General features: G+C 30.9%; 14 protein-coding genes. 8 read left to right on the forward strand and 6 right to left on the reverse strand.

Features of this window, described 5'->3' with window-relative positions; all coding sequences use genetic code 11:
* Positions 1-49: 49 nt before the first annotated feature.
* A complete protein-coding gene (locus tag NH341_RS10190) occupies positions 50-592 on the forward strand; it encodes an NUDIX domain-containing protein (protein ID WP_073182877.1) in 543 nt (180 codons plus the stop codon).
* A 72-nt stretch (positions 593-664) separates the two neighbouring features.
* Positions 665-2275 carry a class I SAM-dependent methyltransferase gene (locus NH341_RS10195; protein ID WP_253056738.1) on the forward strand — a complete coding sequence of 537 codons (1611 nt, stop codon included), beginning with the start codon at positions 665-667 and terminating at the stop codon, positions 2273-2275.
* 56 nt (positions 2276-2331) lie between these two features.
* On the opposite strand, the gene NH341_RS10200 is transcribed toward NH341_RS10195, so the two are convergent.
* Together NH341_RS10200 and NH341_RS10205 are read right to left on the reverse strand one after the other, a co-directional pair.
* Positions 2332-4833, reverse strand: coding sequence for a PIG-L family deacetylase (locus NH341_RS10200; RefSeq protein WP_253056742.1), 2502 nt, complete (start codon positions 4831-4833; stop codon positions 2332-2334).
* Between the two features lie 127 nt (positions 4834-4960).
* Positions 4961-6388 carry an ATP-dependent RecD-like DNA helicase gene (locus tag NH341_RS10205; protein WP_167713926.1) on the reverse strand — a complete coding sequence of 476 codons (1428 nt, stop codon included), beginning with the start codon at positions 6386-6388 and terminating at the stop codon, positions 4961-4963.
* A 102-nt stretch (positions 6389-6490) separates the two neighbouring features.
* Here NH341_RS10205 and NH341_RS10210 point away from each other — a divergent pair, with 102 nt between their 5' ends.
* From NH341_RS10210 to NH341_RS10225, 4 genes are all read left to right on the forward strand, one after another.
* Complete coding sequence (locus NH341_RS10210) at positions 6491-7225, forward strand: hypothetical protein (RefSeq protein WP_073182894.1); 735 nt, start codon at positions 6491-6493, stop codon at positions 7223-7225.
* A complete protein-coding gene (locus NH341_RS10215) occupies positions 7200-8030 on the forward strand; it encodes a DUF3822 family protein (protein WP_239179516.1) in 831 nt (276 codons plus the stop codon). The genes NH341_RS10210 and NH341_RS10215 overlap by 26 nt, the downstream gene beginning before the upstream one ends.
* Positions 8030-8584, forward strand: coding sequence for an RsmD family RNA methyltransferase (locus NH341_RS10220; protein WP_073182896.1), 555 nt, complete (start codon positions 8030-8032; stop codon positions 8582-8584). The genes NH341_RS10215 and NH341_RS10220 overlap by 1 nt, the downstream gene beginning before the upstream one ends.
* Before the next feature lie 125 nt (positions 8585-8709).
* Positions 8710-8988: an STAS domain-containing protein gene (locus tag NH341_RS10225; protein ID WP_047789535.1), complete on the forward strand. Its 279-nt coding sequence runs from the start codon at positions 8710-8712 to the stop codon at positions 8986-8988.
* Between the two features lie 53 nt (positions 8989-9041).
* Here the strand turns inward: NH341_RS10225 and NH341_RS10230 are convergent, their stop codons facing one another.
* Complete coding sequence (locus NH341_RS10230) at positions 9042-10664, reverse strand: ABC-F family ATP-binding cassette domain-containing protein (RefSeq protein ID WP_047789534.1); 1623 nt, start codon at positions 10662-10664, stop codon at positions 9042-9044.
* Positions 10665-10842: 178 nt separating this feature from the next.
* On the opposite strand from NH341_RS10230, the gene NH341_RS10235 reads away from it, so the two are divergent.
* Together NH341_RS10235 and NH341_RS10240 are read left to right on the forward strand one after the other, a co-directional pair.
* Complete coding sequence (locus tag NH341_RS10235; RefSeq protein ID WP_073182900.1) at positions 10843-12195, forward strand: hypothetical protein; 1353 nt, start codon at positions 10843-10845, stop codon at positions 12193-12195.
* Between the two features lie 126 nt (positions 12196-12321).
* Entirely contained in the window at positions 12322-14112 is a 1791-nt protein-coding gene (locus NH341_RS10240; RefSeq protein ID WP_073182902.1) for a DEAD/DEAH box helicase, read from the forward strand.
* Positions 14113-14186: 74 nt separating this feature from the next.
* Here the strand turns inward: NH341_RS10240 and NH341_RS10245 are convergent, their stop codons facing one another.
* From NH341_RS10245 to NH341_RS10255, 3 genes are all read right to left on the reverse strand, one after another.
* A complete protein-coding gene (locus tag NH341_RS10245; protein ID WP_159616770.1) occupies positions 14187-15017 on the reverse strand; it encodes a prohibitin family protein in 831 nt (276 codons plus the stop codon).
* Positions 15018-15051: 34 nt separating this feature from the next.
* Positions 15052-15954 carry a cation diffusion facilitator family transporter gene (locus NH341_RS10250; protein WP_253056744.1) on the reverse strand — a complete coding sequence of 301 codons (903 nt, stop codon included), beginning with the start codon at positions 15952-15954 and terminating at the stop codon, positions 15052-15054.
* An 87-nt stretch (positions 15955-16041) separates the two neighbouring features.
* Positions 16042-17235 carry an efflux RND transporter periplasmic adaptor subunit gene (locus NH341_RS10255; RefSeq protein WP_253056746.1) on the reverse strand — a complete coding sequence of 398 codons (1194 nt, stop codon included), beginning with the start codon at positions 17233-17235 and terminating at the stop codon, positions 16042-16044.
* Position 17236: the final 1 nt, after the last annotated feature.

Here is a 17236-nt window from a genome sequence, read left to right on the forward strand (position 1 = left end):
ATCAAACGTCATTACAAATAAGTAATGACGTTTTTTTTACCAGCTTTTTATGGATGAACTTATAGATATTGTCGATGAAAATGGAAACTATACAGGAAAAACTTGTTTAAAATCTGAGGCTCATAAACATGGCTACTTTCACCCTACTATCCATGTTTGGTTGTACACTTCTAATAAACAAATACTACTTCAAAAAAGAGCACTAACTAAAAAAGTTTTTCCTGGTTTATGGGATATTTCAGTTGCTGGTCACATAGCTGCCGGTGAAAACATTAAAATTGCTGCTGTTAGAGAGGTTAAAGAAGAAATAGGTTTTGATATTCTTCCTGAAAACTTACATAAAATAGGTACTCGAAAACACATGGTAAATCACTCGAATGGAATTATTGATAATGAATTTCATCATGTATTTATTGCTGAATTAACAGTTTCTGTCCAAGAATTAAAACTTCAAGAAGAGGAAGTAGCAGACTTAAAGCTATTTAGCTTAGAAACAATACTGCATACAAAAAACTACGAAAACTTATTACTTCCTCAATATCAAGACTATTATTCTTTTGTTCACAAACATATTTTAAATATTTTAACTTAATTTTTTAGCTTTAATAATTTAGTTTTAATTTTAAAATCAATTAGTTATATTTAGAATGAAAACTATCAAACTATGCTATCAAAACAAGAAAAGTCTGCGTTAAGGAGTAGGTTGTTTCGTCACTTAGACGGAATTGTTACTTGTCCAGCAGCTTACACTTTACATGAAAAAGGAATTACTAACTACTTATTAAAGAAGAAATCTGTTAGTTTAAATGAAATTACTTCCGAATTTAACGCTAATGACGGTTATTTAAATGTGGCTTTAAGAACATTGTGTTCTCAAGGCTGGTTAACACAACATGTAGATAATACACATAACACTGTTCAATTCGAAATCAATGAAGCTTCAGCTATAGCTTTTTCTTATTTTCACTTATATAAAGAAGCTTTTTTATTGTTGAAATTTTCAGAAAATTATAGCGCTCGAAAATTTGAAATTGAACCTTATGAGAAGCTTGAAAAGCTTTATAAAAACTTTACAAACAACTTCGGAATTAAAACTCCATCAACTTCTGAAGAAAAAGAAGCTCTAGCTCAGATCCTTACACATATCGAAGGTATTATTGTTGGTCCAACAACAGTTTTATTAGGTATGAGCGGTATGTTTCATAAATACTTTATGCAAACAAAATTCAGTGCTGATGAGTTTCATAAAGACGCTGATAATTTTAGTCGGCTACTTGATTTATTAACCAATCTAGGTTGGTTTTTCAAGACTAAAGACTCTTATGAGTTTACTGATGAAGGCTTGTTTTTTGCTCGAAGAGCAAGTGCTTATGGAGTTACCGTATCGTACATTCCTACACTCAGAAAACTAGACAAACTTATTTTCGGAAATCCTGATATTTTTAGAACTTCAGAAATTGGAAATGACGAAATTCATGTAGATAGAGAAATGAATGTTTGGGGAAGTGGTGGCGCGCATTCTACCTACTTTAAAGTAATCGATGAGATTATTATTAACCTATTTAATAAACCTATCAACGAACAACCTAAAGGTATTTTAGATGTTGGCTGTGGTAATGGTGCATTTTTAAAACATTTATTTAATGTAATTGAACATCAGACTAAAAGAGGTACTATGTTAGAGGATTATCCTCTATTACTTATTGGTGTCGATTATAACGAAGCTGCATTAAAAATCACTCGAAAAAACCTAGTACAAGCAGATATTTGGGCTAAAGTGATTTGGGGAGATATTGGAAATCCGAAAGCGTTATCAGAAGATTTACAAGATAAATACGGAATTAACCTTTCTGATTTATTAAACGTTCGTACCTTTTTAGATCACAACAGAATTTGGCAAGAGCCTGCTCCTAATGATAATTCAACTATTACCAATTCAACTGGAGCTTATGCTTACAGAGGAAAACGTTTGAATAACAACTTGGTAGTAGAATCTTTAAAACAGCATTTTACCAAGTGGAAACCGTTTATTAGTAAATTTGGCTTATTGCTAATTGAATTACACACATCAAAACCTGAATTGGTTGCTAAAAACTTAGGAAAAACAGCGGCTACTGCCTACGATGCTACACATGGTTATTCTGATCAATACATTATTGATCTTGATGAATACATGAATGCTATGGAAGCTATTGGGTTGACTTATGATAAAAACACGTTTAGAAAATTTCCAAACTCGGAATTAGCAACGGTTTCTATAAATCTTTTTAAATAGAAAAGCGGGGGTTTAAACCTCGCTTTTCTATAATTTATATGACTCTTTTCAATATTCTATTTCTCCACGGTATTTTCTTTTACCGATAATAAGTTTGCAAATAACTTATAAGCTCCTGAAACTCCTGCTGGAAGCTCTCTAAAGAAGCTTAACCCTGTATAGATATAGTTTCCTTTACCATATTTAGCAACTAACAAACTTCCTTTTTTTACTGACTCCCCTTTATCATACATAGATAATATCGAAGTGTATTCTTTACTCCATTTGTTAGGAAAATATAAGCCTCGTTCTTGTACCCAACCTTCAAAATCAGCTTCAGTAATTTTGTTTGGGTAATTTAAAATAGAATGTTCTTTAGCTAACAAGGTTACTTTAGAATGTTCGTCTGTTACTCTATCACGTGATAATTGTAATTCATACGGCGCTTGTACATCTATCCCTCTATTCGTGTTGTATTGCACTATTAAATTTCCACCATTTTTTACATATTCTAACAAGTATTTTTGCTTAAACTGCAATTCTTTTATAGTGTTATATGCCCTAATACCAACAACAATTGCGTCAAATTGCTCTAAATTTCCATTAATCTCATTTACATTCAATTCTGTTACCTCGTAGCCAATTTGTTGTAAACTTTCTGGAATAGCATCTCCTGAACCTTGTATATACCCTATTCTTGTACCGTTCTTTTTTATATCCATACGTACAACTTTTGCTTGTGATGGTAATAATACTGACTGTTTAGGAATATGACTATAATTAATTTCTATCAATTCTTTATCATAACTTTTACCTTCAACTTTTGCTATAGCTTTTAAAACTCCTTCTGATTCATTTTGTGTTGGAGTAACCATAAAGTCAATCAACTGAATATCTCCCTTTTGGTCTATAGAAAATTTTGCTTCGTTTGGAGTAACTTTCCACCCTTTTGGTGCTTTTAGAGTAACTATTCCATTTGTATTTTTCGCTCCAGAACGAACTTCTACAGTTACTTTTTGAGATTTTTCTGAAGAAAAAACAAGTACCTTATTCAATAGCTTTGTTGTTACTTTCGGTAACACCTCAAAAGGTTCATAAATTTCTCCTTTATCTCTTTTAGCGTATCTATGTACCACTGGAATTGTAAATGCAATTGGTTGGTCTTCAATTATAATATTGTATTGAATTTGAATTGGCCTTAAAGACTCTGGATTACCTATTAATTTTTGATCGTTTACTTTGTACATTCCCAAATCCCACTGAGTAGCTAACCAATATGGCGAAGAGTAAGAAACATCTTTAGCGATATTGATTTTACTTTTAAAGTTTTGTTTACTATTGGGTGCTAAATCCAATTCTTTTTTGATGTTTTTCCCTTCAGGAAGGATAGTAATTGATGACAACTCCATAGAAATGAAACTTCTATTTAGTGCTTCAAAATTTACATTAATTGTACTGCTTGGAATTGAACTAGAACTTTCTGCCGAGGCTTCTAGATATAAACCTGCACAAGCTTTGATAATTTCATTCAATTCTTTAGTTTTAATAGCTCTCCAATGTGAATCTTTTAGTTGTCTTACCTTCTTATAGGCTTCCAATAGGTCTGGTAGATGTTTTGATGGATTTACAAAATCAAAATTTTGTTCAATATCATATAAAATATCTCCTATTTCTCCTCCGCCTTCTACTCTATTCCATGTTGTATTTATTCCTGAAAAAATATCTTTTTTGTCTTTAGGAAATTCTCCTTTTAAAAACTCTACATATTCTGTTTGACTTCCTCTAGTGGTTAACCTTCCAAACCCTTGGCATAAATGTTGACTGCTTGCTATTGCTGCTACTTCATTATTAGACAATCCTTTTAAAGGGTAGTACGTTCCTATATCAAAGCTTAACATATTACTTTTGTCTGCTTTTTCAAAAGCTTCTTCACTTCCGTAAAACCACCAAGATGTATTGAAAAACAACCTATTAGGCCTCCATGTATCTGTATACTTTAGTTGCTCAGGGTATTTTGATTTATCATTAGCTAAATCAAAAGCTTCAACACTTAACATCGCTGATGAAGTATGGTGGCCATGCGTTGTTCCTGGTGTTCTATGATTAAAACGATTGATAATCACATCGGGTTTGAAAGTACGAATTGCCCAAACTACATCGGCTAAAACTTTATCTTTATCCCAAATTTTTAACGTTTCATCAGGGTGTTTTGAATATCCAAAATCATTAGCTCTAGAAAAACGTTGTTCTCCTCCATCTACATTTCTTGCAGCTAACAGCTCTTGAGTACGAATAACTCCCAAAAGTTCACGCATTTCAGGACCTATTAAATTTTGTCCTCCATCTCCACGGGTTAGTGATAAATACCCTGTTCTAGCTTTTTCATGATTAGATAAATATGCTATCAAACGAGTATTTTCATCATCTGGATGCGCAGCGATGTATAATGCAGAGCCTAAAAAGTTTAATTTTTGAACTTTCTCGTAAATCTGATTTGAAGTAAGTTTTTGTGGTTTTTGTGCGCTTATTGTTAGTGAAATCAATAAAAAAGATAGTAATAAAAGTACTTTTTTGTGCATTTTTAATAGTTTGAATACCACACAAATGTAACTTTTTTAACTAAAGTATGAAGCACATTAACAAAATGCTAACATTTCCATTGTAGACAATAACTATTTCTCCAAAGAAAAAATGACAAGTATTTTTTTAATCTAAAAAATACTCATCTTTAAAACCTATTAAATACAATTTTTCTTGTGCACGGGTAACAGCCGTATATAACCAACGTAAATATTCAACCGAAGCTCCATCTGGCAAGTATGGTTGTTCTATAAAAACTGTTTTCCATTGACCTCCTTGAGATTTATGACAGGTCATTGCGTAAGAGAACTTTACCTGAAGCGCATTGAAATACTTATTTTTCTTAACACCCATAAATTGCTTGTACTTTGATTTTTCATGTGCAAAATCTTCTTTTACAGCTTCATATAATCGGTTAGATTCTTCATACGTTAATGACGGACTTTCACTTGTAAGAGTATCTAACAACAACACTGTTTCAAAAGGTTTCATATCAGGATAATCAATCATGCGAACTTCAACTTCTGCAAACTTAAAGCCGTATAATTCTTTAATTGAATTGATACGCATAACTTCACAAATATCTCCATTTGCTATAAATCCTGCCGAAGAAGAGTCTTTTAACCAGTAGTAATTATTTTTCACTACCATCACGTAATCTCCTGTAGAAATTTCATTTTCTTGTCCACGAATTTTAGTTCTAATCTGTTGATTGTATTGATTAGCTCTCTTATTTGAACGTACAATAATAGCAGTATCTTCCACTCCTATATCTCCATCATAAGCCATTGTTATAGCATCTTGAATATCATAACCATCTTGTAGACGAATAATGTCGGGATAATTTAAATCAAATTGAAAATGTATTGAATCATTCTGAATTAACAAACGTAAATCGGTTGCATTAGCCAAAATCCCTGAGCCTTCTTCTTGTCTAACCACTTCGTCTAACTCAATTTCTGTAACTTCTTTATTAAACTCAAACGAAAGTTTGTCAGCTTCTAAAGCTGGACTCATAGTTAACTTTACAGGTGGTAACTGTGCCGTATCTCCAATAAAAATAATTTTACAATTTTTTCCTGAGTATACATATGAGATTAAATCATCCAATAAAGAACCATTTTCAAATAATTTCGCGTTCTGCTTTTCATCAGAAATCATAGAAGCTTCATCTACAATGAAAAGAGTATCAGTATGCTTATTAGGTTGCATTACAAAATTTACAGCTCCACTACTTTGCTTTTTAGGAAAGTATATTTTTTTATGAATCGTAAATGCCTGTCGGTTGGAATATCCTGAAATTACTTTCGCTGCACGACCTGTTGGCGCTAGTAAAACTGCTTTTTGTCCTATTTTCCATAAATTATGTACAACGGTACTTATTATTGTTGTTTTACCTGTTCCTGCATACCCTTTTAATAAAAATAAAGCGCGATTATCATCTGAAAAAATAAAATCTGTTAAGACATCTAGTAACTCATTTTGTTTTTCTGTAGGCGAATACGGGAATTTTTGTAGTATTTCTTTATAAAATTTCGGAGCAGTTTGTATCATATATCAAATAATATTCAAAGATAAGTCTATTTCTAAATAATTATTTTCATCATTGAAAAAAAATTGTAGATTTGCGAATATCATACATTAAAAATTAAAAAAATGAATTTATTATTAATGATTTTAGCAGCTGTTGTAGTTGCAGTTCTTTTAGCATTACTTGTTGTTAAGTTTGTTCCTCTAAAAATGAGATGGTTAGTCTCTATATTATTATTAGGAGCAACTGTCTTTTTAGTATATAAAATTTATAATGGTGTTATGGAACCTATTAATTTTAACAAAGACAAGAGAGTACGTTATGCTAAGGTTATTAAGAATTTAAAGTTGATTCGAGACGCTGAAGTAAAATATAAAGAAGTTTACGGAACATATACTAACAATAAAGATACTTTGCTTGCCTTTATTAAAAATGGTCAATTAGCTATTACAGAAACTAAAAACGTTGAAAAAACTGTTGAGTTAGGTGGTGGTATTACTAAAGATATATCTGTTAAAGTTATTGATACTGTAGGGTACGAGCCTGTTTTAAAATACTTTGAAGGTAAAGAGTATGCTACTATGTTTGATGTTCCTGGTACAGAAGAAAAATTTGAATTAGCTACAGGTAGAGTTGAAAAAGTTGCTGGCTTAGAAGTTCCAGTTTTTGAGGCGAAGGTTTCTAAGAAACCTATCTTAAAAGGAATGAATCCTTCTTTAATAAAGCAAGAATTAGAAGCCATTGAGACAGATCAAATTAAAGGTGAGTTTGTTTCTGTTGGTTCTTTAACTGAAGTAACTGTAGGTGGTAACTGGCCTCCTTATTACGATAAAGGTGACGCAATTGCAAAAAAAGAGTAAAAAAATTAGCGCTAATGCGCAGTATAAAAGTTTATCCATCCAATTTAGTTTGGATGGATTTTCTTTTTGTATATCAAACTCAGAAACAAAAGAAACTCTTCTTTTTACCAAGTATACATTTTCTGACTCTATTGCTTCTCCAGAACTATTACTAGATAAAATTATCCGTGTTTTTGATACTGACAAAGATTTACAACAAGACTTTACAGCTGTTTTTGCCATTCATCAAAACAATTTAGCTACGTTAGTTCCTAACAAGCTTTTTGACAGAAATAATTTAGTTCCATATTTAAATTATAACGTAAAAACATTAAAAACAGATTTTATAACCTACGATTTACATACTGTAATAGCTGCTAATACAGTTTATATACCTTATGTAAATATCAACAACTACCTTTTTCAAAATTTTGGGGAATTTGAATACAAACATCATTCAACGGTTTTAATAGATAAACTACTAAACTATTCTGAGAATGATTCTGAAGATCAATTCTTTGTATATGTTTCTTCTTCTTATTTAGATATCGTTGTTTGTAAAGAAGGCAAACTATTATTTTATAATTCATTTTTATACAATACAAAAGAAGATTTTATATATTACATTCTTTTCACTGCTGAACAATTACAAATGGATCCAAATTCTTTCCAATTGACATTTATCGGTGATATTGAGAAAGAATCAGATATATATTCTATTACTTATTCATACATTCGAAATATTCACTTTATTAATCCAATTAATAGTTTTTTTGCCGATAGTAAAGACTTTTCGAATCACTCTAATTTTATACTCATAGCCTAATGCGAATTATTTCTGGAAAATATAAAAGTAAAAGAATTACAGCTCCTAAAAACCTGCCTGTAAGACCCACAACAGATATGGCAAAAGAGTCTTTATTTAATATTTTAAATAACTTCTATTATTTTGAAAACATTTCTGTACTAGATTTATTTGCTGGAACAGGAAACATAAGTTACGAATTTGCTTCTCGAGGTACTGAAACCATTAATGCTGTTGACGCTCATTATGCTTGTATAAAATTCATTAATCAGACAGCTAAGGATTTAAACATGTCTATTAACAGCTATAAAAGTGATGTATATAAGTTTTTAGAAAAAACGCCCCTTAAAGTAGATGTAATTTTTGCTGACCCTCCATATGACTTTGAAGAAAAACAATTTTTAAAAATAGCTGACATAGTTTTTGATCGCAACTTGTTAAATAATGATGGGCTTTTGATAATTGAACACTCAAAACATACAGATTTATCTCAACATCCCTATTATAACTATGAAAAACGCTATGGTGGTAACGTTTTTAGCTTCTTTGAAATAGTTAATGATAACCAAGAGTAATACTTATAACTAATTTATCTATTAAAACAACCTAATCAACTATAGAAAACTGAATTCCAACGAAATAAGCTATTTATTTTAAAAGCAAGTTATAATTTTATAATATAAATTTAAAACTATGTATTATGGAATTTAAAATTAAAAGCTCTAAAAATTATTTAAAGATATCAGGTGACTTAACTCTTACCAACGTTCAGCTTTTTGAAGTAATGATTTATTCTTTTATAAAAAAATATAAAGACATTAGCATAGATATTAGTAATGTTACTAATATTGATACTCTAGGGGTTAACTCAATTGTAGAAGCTTATCAGTTTTCTTTAAAAAATAAAAAGAATTTGCTTTTTTGTGGCAAAGGCTCAAAAGATATTATGGATGAATTATATTACAGAAATGTGGCATAAAAAAACAGCCATAATTTTATATGATATTATGGCTGTTTTTTTTAATTAATAATTTAAGAATACATTTTCTCTCTTAATTCTTTTACTTTAGAGTCCTCTAAATATTCATCGAAAGTAGCATACTTATCAATAATCCCTTTAGGTGTAATCTCTATTATTCTATTAGCTACTGTTTGTGCAAACTCATGGTCATGTGTAGTAAACAATACAGTTCCCTTGAAGTTTATTAATGAATTATTCAACGCTTGAATAGACTCTAAATCTAGGTGATTTGTTGGTTCATCTAGCATTAAAATATTAGCTCTTGTCATCATCATACGAGATAGCATACAACGTACTTTCTCTCCTCCAGATAATACATTACTTTTCTTTAAAGCCTCTTCTCCTGAGAAAATCATTTTTCCTAAGAAACCTCTTAAAAAAACTTCCTCTCTCTCCTCTTCAGTTTGTGCGTATTGACGTAACCAATCTACTAAATTTAACTCTCCATTTTGAAAATAAGCAGAGTTATCTGCTGGTAAATACGATTGAGTAGTTGTTACACCCCAACTATATTTACCTGAATCTGCTTCTTCATTACCTGAAATTACTTGATAAAAAGCTGTAGTTGCTTTAGAGTTTTTAGAAATAACAGCAACTTTATCTCCTCTATTCAAATTAATATCAACATTTGAAAACAATAACTCTCCTTCTGCATCCTTTTTTGATAAACCTTCAATATTTAAAATCTGGTCTCCCGCTTCTCTATCTCTTTCAAAAATAATTGCAGGATAACGACGTGAAGAAGGTTTAATTTCATCAACATTTAGTTTCTCAATCATTTTCTTACGTGAAGTTGCTTGTTTAGATTTAGCCACGTTTGCAGAAAAACGACGAATAAACTCTTCTAATTCTTTCTTTTTATCTTCTGCCTTTTTATTTTGTTGAGCTCTTTGTTTAGCTGCTAATTGAGAAGACTCGTACCAGAAAGTATAATTTCCTGAATAATGATTAATTTTTCCAAAGTCTATATCAGAAATATGCGTACAAACAGCATCTAAAAAGTGACGGTCATGAGATACTACAATTACTGTGTTATCATAATTTGCTAAGAAATTTTCTAACCAAGAAATAGTTTCAAAATCCAAATCGTTTGTAGGCTCATCCATGATTAATACATCAGGATTCCCAAATAACGCTTGTGCCAATAATACACGTACTTTTTTCTTAGAGTCTAATTCTGATAATAATGTGTAATGATCTTCTTCTTTAATACCCAAATTTGACAGTAAACTTGCAGCAGAAGCATCGGCATTCCAACCGTCCATTTCTTCAAAACGAACTTGCAACTCACCAATTTTTTCTGCATTTTCGTCAGAATAATCAGCATATAATGCATCTATTTCTGATTTTATTTTGTGCAGTTCTTTGTTTCCCATTAACACAGCTTCTAAGGCAGTATACTCATCAAAAGCATAATGATCTTGTGTTAATACAGACATTCTCTTTCCTGGTTCTAAATGAACTTGCCCTGAAGTTGGTTCTTGTTTTCCTGATAAAATCTTTAAAAATGTAGATTTTCCCGCTCCATTTGCTCCGATAATTCCGTAGCAATTTCCTTGAGTAAACTTTGTGTTTACTTCATCAAACAAAACACGTTTTCCAAACTGAACTGATAAATTAGAAACTGATAACATGTATATTTTTTTAAATTCCGTGCAAAAATATAAAAACTAAAGACTATAAAAGAATTTGCATTAAAGTTTTTAACATCTTACTTTTGGCTCGTTTTAATTCGTTTTTAACAACGAATTAACAGCCTAATATTAAAGAGTTATCTATTTTTGAACTTTAATATTTAGGATAATTTGAATTATGATTAAGTATTTTATACCTCTTATATTAATTGTGTTTATTGGATGTAATAAGTCTGATAAGGATAAGCCTACCTATTTTGGAGGTAAAATTATCAATCCTAAATGTGATTTTGTTGTATTATCAGACAATTACGATTTTAACGACACTATACCTCTTAGCAAAAACAATACGTTCCTAGGTAGCTATAAGAAATTTAAAGAAGGTTTATACATCTTTCATCATGGTAATGAGCTTCAATATGTATACATGCAACCTTCTGATAGTTTGTTAATTAGACTGAATACATGGGACTTTGATGAATCATTAGTTTTTAGCGGTATAAATGCTGAACGTAATAATCTCTTGTTAGAGTCCTTTTTACAATATGAGCAAGATTTTAAAAATACCTTCGCATATCTTTCTTTACCTAAAAATGAATTTTTGGCTAAGATAGATTCAATGAAATCAGATAAAAAGATTATTCTTGAAAACTATAAAACTAACAGTAATGATGTTTCTGGTTTTTTAGATGTTTTTGATATATCTTTAAACTTCCCTTTATATACTAGATTAGAACAATATGCTATTAAAAATTTAAATAATAACATTCAAAATTTTAGTAGTTCTTATTACAGTTACCGCGAAAAGGCTCCTAATAAAGACTCTTTGATGTTTTATGGACCTTACTACAGATTCGTGATGGAAAAAATTAATAATGATGCTTATCAGAAAAGTAACGGAGTGAAAACTGATAAATTCACACAAAATCTTTTGCATGCCATTAACGAAAATGTAACTCTCGAGACGGTTAAAAATAAAATGTTGTACAATGCTGTTATTCGTAATTTTTACGAAGAGCCTAGTAGCGAAGTTAAAAGTGAAGCATTTTTTACTTTTTTTAAGTTAAACACCAACAACGAGCATAAAAAAAATGTTCAGCGTTTGATTAATGATTTAAAAGTTCTAAATAAAGGAGAGAAATTACCTCCTTTCAAACTAATTGCAGCAGACGGAGAGTTAAAAGAGTTTTCTAACATTTCTAAAAATAAAAACACTGTTGTTTTATTAAAAAACTACGAGTATGCATCAGATGATTGGGTTTCTTCTCGTTTCAATTATTTAGTTAAAAAAAATCCTGATATTAATTTTGTTCTTGTTAATTTGTGCGACTCTTCTAAAAGATTTACAAAAAACGTAGATGTAAAATATCAATACACCATACCTAGCGAAAGTGCCGTATGTGATTTTACCACCAGTAAATTTCCTCGTATGATTTTAGTTGATAAAAACGGAATTATTCAAAATGGTTATACTAGCTTATCTGCTAAAGATATAAATCTAGAAATAAGCAACTTACAAAAAACAAAATAGTTAGCCTCTATTCATTTTATTTAGTGTACTTTTGCACCGTCCAAAAAAAATCGTGCTAAAACGATTTAATTAATATTAATTATAGAATTCGCGGAGGGGCATCTGTGGGTTCTCTAAAAACACAGTATGTCAACATTTTTAGATTTAGGTTTACAAGAACCTATCAATAAGGCATTAACCGATTTAGGTTATGAAAAGCCAACAGTAATTCAAGAAAAAGCAATTCCACAAATAATTTCTTCTACAGAAGATTTAAAAGCATTTGCACAAACAGGTACAGGTAAAACTGCTGCCTTTAGTTTGCCTATTATTGAACTTGCTGATCAAACAAGCACACACACACAAGCAATCATCTTATCTCCTACTCGTGAACTAGCAGTACAAATAGGAAAAAACATTGAAGACTTTTCAAAGTATTTACCTAACTTAAAAGTAGCTACTGTTTATGGTGGAGCTAATATTGAAGAGCAAATAAGAAAACTTAAAAAAGGTGTTCAAATAGTTGTAGGTACTCCTGGTAGAACTGTAGACTTAATTAAAAGAAGAGCTTTAAAGCTTGGTAATGTACAATGGTTAGTACTTGACGAAGCTGATGAAATGCTTAACATGGGCTTTAAAGATGAACTAGACCAAGTTTTAGAAGCTACACCAAACACCAAACAAACATTATTGTTTTCTGCAACTTTTCCTAGAGAAGTAGAAGATATTGCAAAAAACTACATGACTAACCCTGTAGAAGTTACATCAGGACAAAAAAACCAAGGTTCTGATAACGTTAGTCATGAGTATTATTTAGTAAACGAAAAAACTCGTTACCCTGCTTTAAAAAGAGTAGCTGATTTAAACCCTGATATTTACGGAATTGTTTTCTGTAGAACACGTAGAGAAACACAAGAAGTAGCTAATAATCTTATTAGAGATGGTTATAATGCTGATTCTTTACATGGTGATTTATCACAAGCTCAACGTGACTCTGTAATGGAGAAGTTTCGTAAAAAGAACATTCAAATATTAGTAGCTACTGATGTTGCTGCTCGTGGATTGGATGTTAACAACTTAACACACGTTATTAATCATAAATTACCAGATCAAATTGAAAACTACAATCACCGTAGTGGTAGAACTGGTAGAGCCGGTAACAAGGGAGTTTCTATTGCTTTAGTAAGCAAAAAAGAACAAGGCAGGTTACGTCCTATTGAACGTATTATAAAAAAACAATTCGTTCACACTCCTATTCCATCTGGCAAGGAAATATGTCAAAACCAATTATTTCATTTAATTGATAAAGTTCATAATACTGAGGTAAACACAGAACAAATTGAAGGTTTTTTACCAAGTATTTACGAAAAATTAGAAGATTTAAGTCGTGAAGAGTTAATTCAAAAGTTTGTTTCTTTAGAGTTTAACACCTTCTTATCTTACTACGAAAATGCTCCTGATTTAAACAACTTATCTTCAAGAGAAAATTCAAGAGGACGTTCTTCTAGTGAAAACATGACCCGTTTCTTCATCAATTTAGGAAGAAAAGATCGTTTAAACCCAGCCAAGTTAATTGGTTTAATCAACGATCAGAACATTGGTGATAAAATTGAAATTGGAGCTATAGATATATTAGATACTTTTTCTTTCTTTGAAATCGATAAAAACTTCGAAAAAGAAACTTTAGATGCCTTTGCAGCAAATGATCCAGATTTTAATGGGCGATCAGTGAATATCGAAATTACTAAAAACGATCGTAGTGGTGGTGGAAGAAAATCACGTAGAAGTGGTGGCGGATTCAATGGTAAAAAACGTAGAAGTGATAAGCCTACTGATAGCAGAAAAAGTTTTGGTAGAAGACGTAACGAAAACAACTCCTCAAGAAGAAATGATAACAAACCTGCTGCAGGTTTTGGTAGAAAACGTAGAAGAGATTAACACGAAAACTTATTATAAGTAAAAAAAGCAGCTCAAATGAGTTGCTTTTTTTATTATGAGATTCAAAATAAAATTTATTGATTCCCTAAAATAATTGGCATTCCACTTTTACCAGAACCAATAATAACAACTTTGCTGTTAGTAGAATTAGCTAACCTGTTTGTAGCTTCAATACCTTTATCTTGTAAAATTTTATCAGTTAACGATGCACTTAAAATTCTATTGGCGTCAGCTTTACCTTTTGCTTCAATAATTTGCTTTTCTGCTTCTTTTTGAGCTGTTACTAGTCTAAACTCATATTCTAAAGACTCTTGCTCTTGTTTTAATTTTCGTTCAATTGCTTCTTTAATAGTTGATGGCAAGGTTACATCTCTAACTAAGATTTCATTTAACTGAACATACTGTTTTTCTAATATTTTTTTTGTCTCTATAAATATTTCATCTTGAATAGCATCTCTTTTACTAGAATATAACTGTTCTGGTGTATAACGACCAACTACACTACGAGCTGCTGAACGAATTGCTGGTTGAATTACACGTTGTAAATAATTTTCACCTAGTGTTTGATGTAAGTTTCCTAAATCTTTATAAACTGGTTGGTACCAAGCGGATGCATCTATTTGAATTTCTAATCCGTTAGATGACAACACTTTCATTTTTTCAAAAAGCTCTTGCTGTCTTACTTCATATACATGCACCTTATTCCATGGAGCAACTACATGAAAACCTTCTCCTAATGGTGGCTCATCTGTTACAACTCCTCCTCCAAACGTTTTATACAATACTCCTGCCTCTCCTGAATTGATTGTTACCGTAGATTTTGCTACAAAAATTATTAAAACTATGGCTATAGGAATTAACAATCCAAATTTCGGAAACTTTAACTCTACTTGATTTCTTGTCATTTTTTATATGTTTTACTCAAATGTACAATTAAATTTATGAACCACAGTTTTCATAATCGCATTCTTGTGATGTAAATTCAAGTTCAAGAGTAATATGTTCAAAATGAAAATCATCATGCAAAACCTGTTTAATTTCTTGCTTCATTTTATACCATTTTTCCCAAGAGATCTCTTTGTCTTTTAGTACTAAATGAGCTGTAAATACATTATACTCTCCATCCATAGTCCATAAATGACAGTCATGAATACCCTCTACATCTTTCATAGAAACTATTCTTTGTTGAATTTCTTCTACAGAAATATTCTCGGGAGTTCCTTGTAATATGATTCTAAGACTCTCCTTAATATTTTTATACACATTATACAGTACAAAACCAGCAATAGCAATAGATAAAACAGGATCTAATACTGGTATATTCCAAAACTGCATTACAATACTTGCAATCAATACTACTCCCCAGCCTAACACATCTTCTAATAAATGTAATGAAACTACTCGTTCATTAATTGAAGTTCCTTTTTTTAATTTTAATACAGCTGCTCCATTAACTATAATTCCTAAAACAGCTAACCACATCATACCTTTGGCATCTGCGTTTTCTGGATTGATAACTCGAGGAATTGCTTCTTTAATAATAAATACTGAGCCTATTACTAATACTATCGAATTGATAATAGCACCTAAAAGAGAAAATCGTTTATACCCGTAAGAATACTTCTTGTTTGCCTTTTTTGTCGATTTTTTTTGAAAATACCAAGATAGCCCTAAACTTAAGCTATCGCCTAAATCATGCAGTGCATCTGACATAATAGCCAAACTATTGGTGTAGAAGCCTCCAATAAATTCAATAATTGTAAAAGCAAGATTAAGAAAAAAAGCTACAGCTATATTCCCTGTAGAGTTTCCATGTGAATGATGGTGATGGTTGTGTCCCATGTTTTTATAAATTGACTTTAAATGTATAAAAAAGATGCATTACAACTAAACAAGCGATTATGGATCAAATAATCGCTTGTTGTTTTGTTAATGAGCATGACCTTCCATTCCGCCTGCCATTTGTAATAACTTTCCTTTTAAAAAGTGTGCTCCTTTAGTTACAATAGTTACGTTATAATTATCTTCTTGAATTGTTTTTATTGCTACAAATCCATTATCCGAACCTCCAACAGTTACCTCAACAGGTATAAATTCATCTGCTGATTTTTTAACAAAAACAAAATGTTCTCCTTCATTTTCTATGACTGCTTCTTCAGGAACAGCGTATACTTCATCTCCTCCTAACAAAATCTGAGCATTGATAAACATTCCTGCTTTTAATCGATTTTGCTCGTCTTCAAAATGTCCATGCACATTTACTGTTTTTGTTTGTTCATCTACTTTTTGGCTTATTAATTTTATATATCCTTCATAAGTAAGATTTATTCCGGAAGGCTGAAATTCGAACTCATCTCCCTTCTTTATTTTTGTTATATCAGTTCCAAAAACATTTAATTCTGCATGCATATGATCATTATCTATTATTTCCATCATCTCTGAATTAGCTGCTAAAAACATTCCTTTATTCAAATTGTTCTCTACAACATAACCAGAGATTGGAGCCTTTACATACACATATTGCTGAATCCCATTAGCTGCAACTGTAGTAGGTGATAATCCTGCCATTTTTAATTGTGCTACATAGCTATTCGCTAAACTTTTTGCAGATCGATAACTTCCTTCTGCTATTTGAAATGATTTTTTTGAGGTAATATCATTTTCTAACAACATTTTCTTTCTTTCATAATCTGCCTTAGCTACTTTTAACTTATTTATCGCTTCAAGATACGCGTACTGTAGCTCTATAAAGTTAGGGTGCTGTAATACCGCTACTGTTTGTCCTTTTTTCACCTTATCACCAGGCAACAAATCTGTTTTATAAACAAACGCTTCTAAAGGCGCATATATAGTGGCTTTGCTTTGTGGTGGCACCTCTATTGTTCCGGTTACTGCTACTTTTTCTCTAATCTTTCTCTTTTCGATTGTAGCTGTCTCTATTTTGGCTGTTACAATTTGTTGTTGGGTTAAATGAATTCCATTTTCATTATGATCTTCATCGTTCGTTACATTTTGTGTTGTTTTTTCTGCTGTTGCATGATCGTGATCAGAATGATCTTCTTTTGTTGAGTTACAACTAACAACAATAATGATAGTTACTAATATTATTACTAATTTTTTCATG

The organism is Tenacibaculum sp. XPcli2-G, from assembly GCF_024124505.1.
Classification (GTDB): Bacteria; Bacteroidota; Bacteroidia; order Flavobacteriales; family Flavobacteriaceae; genus Polaribacter; species Polaribacter mesophilus.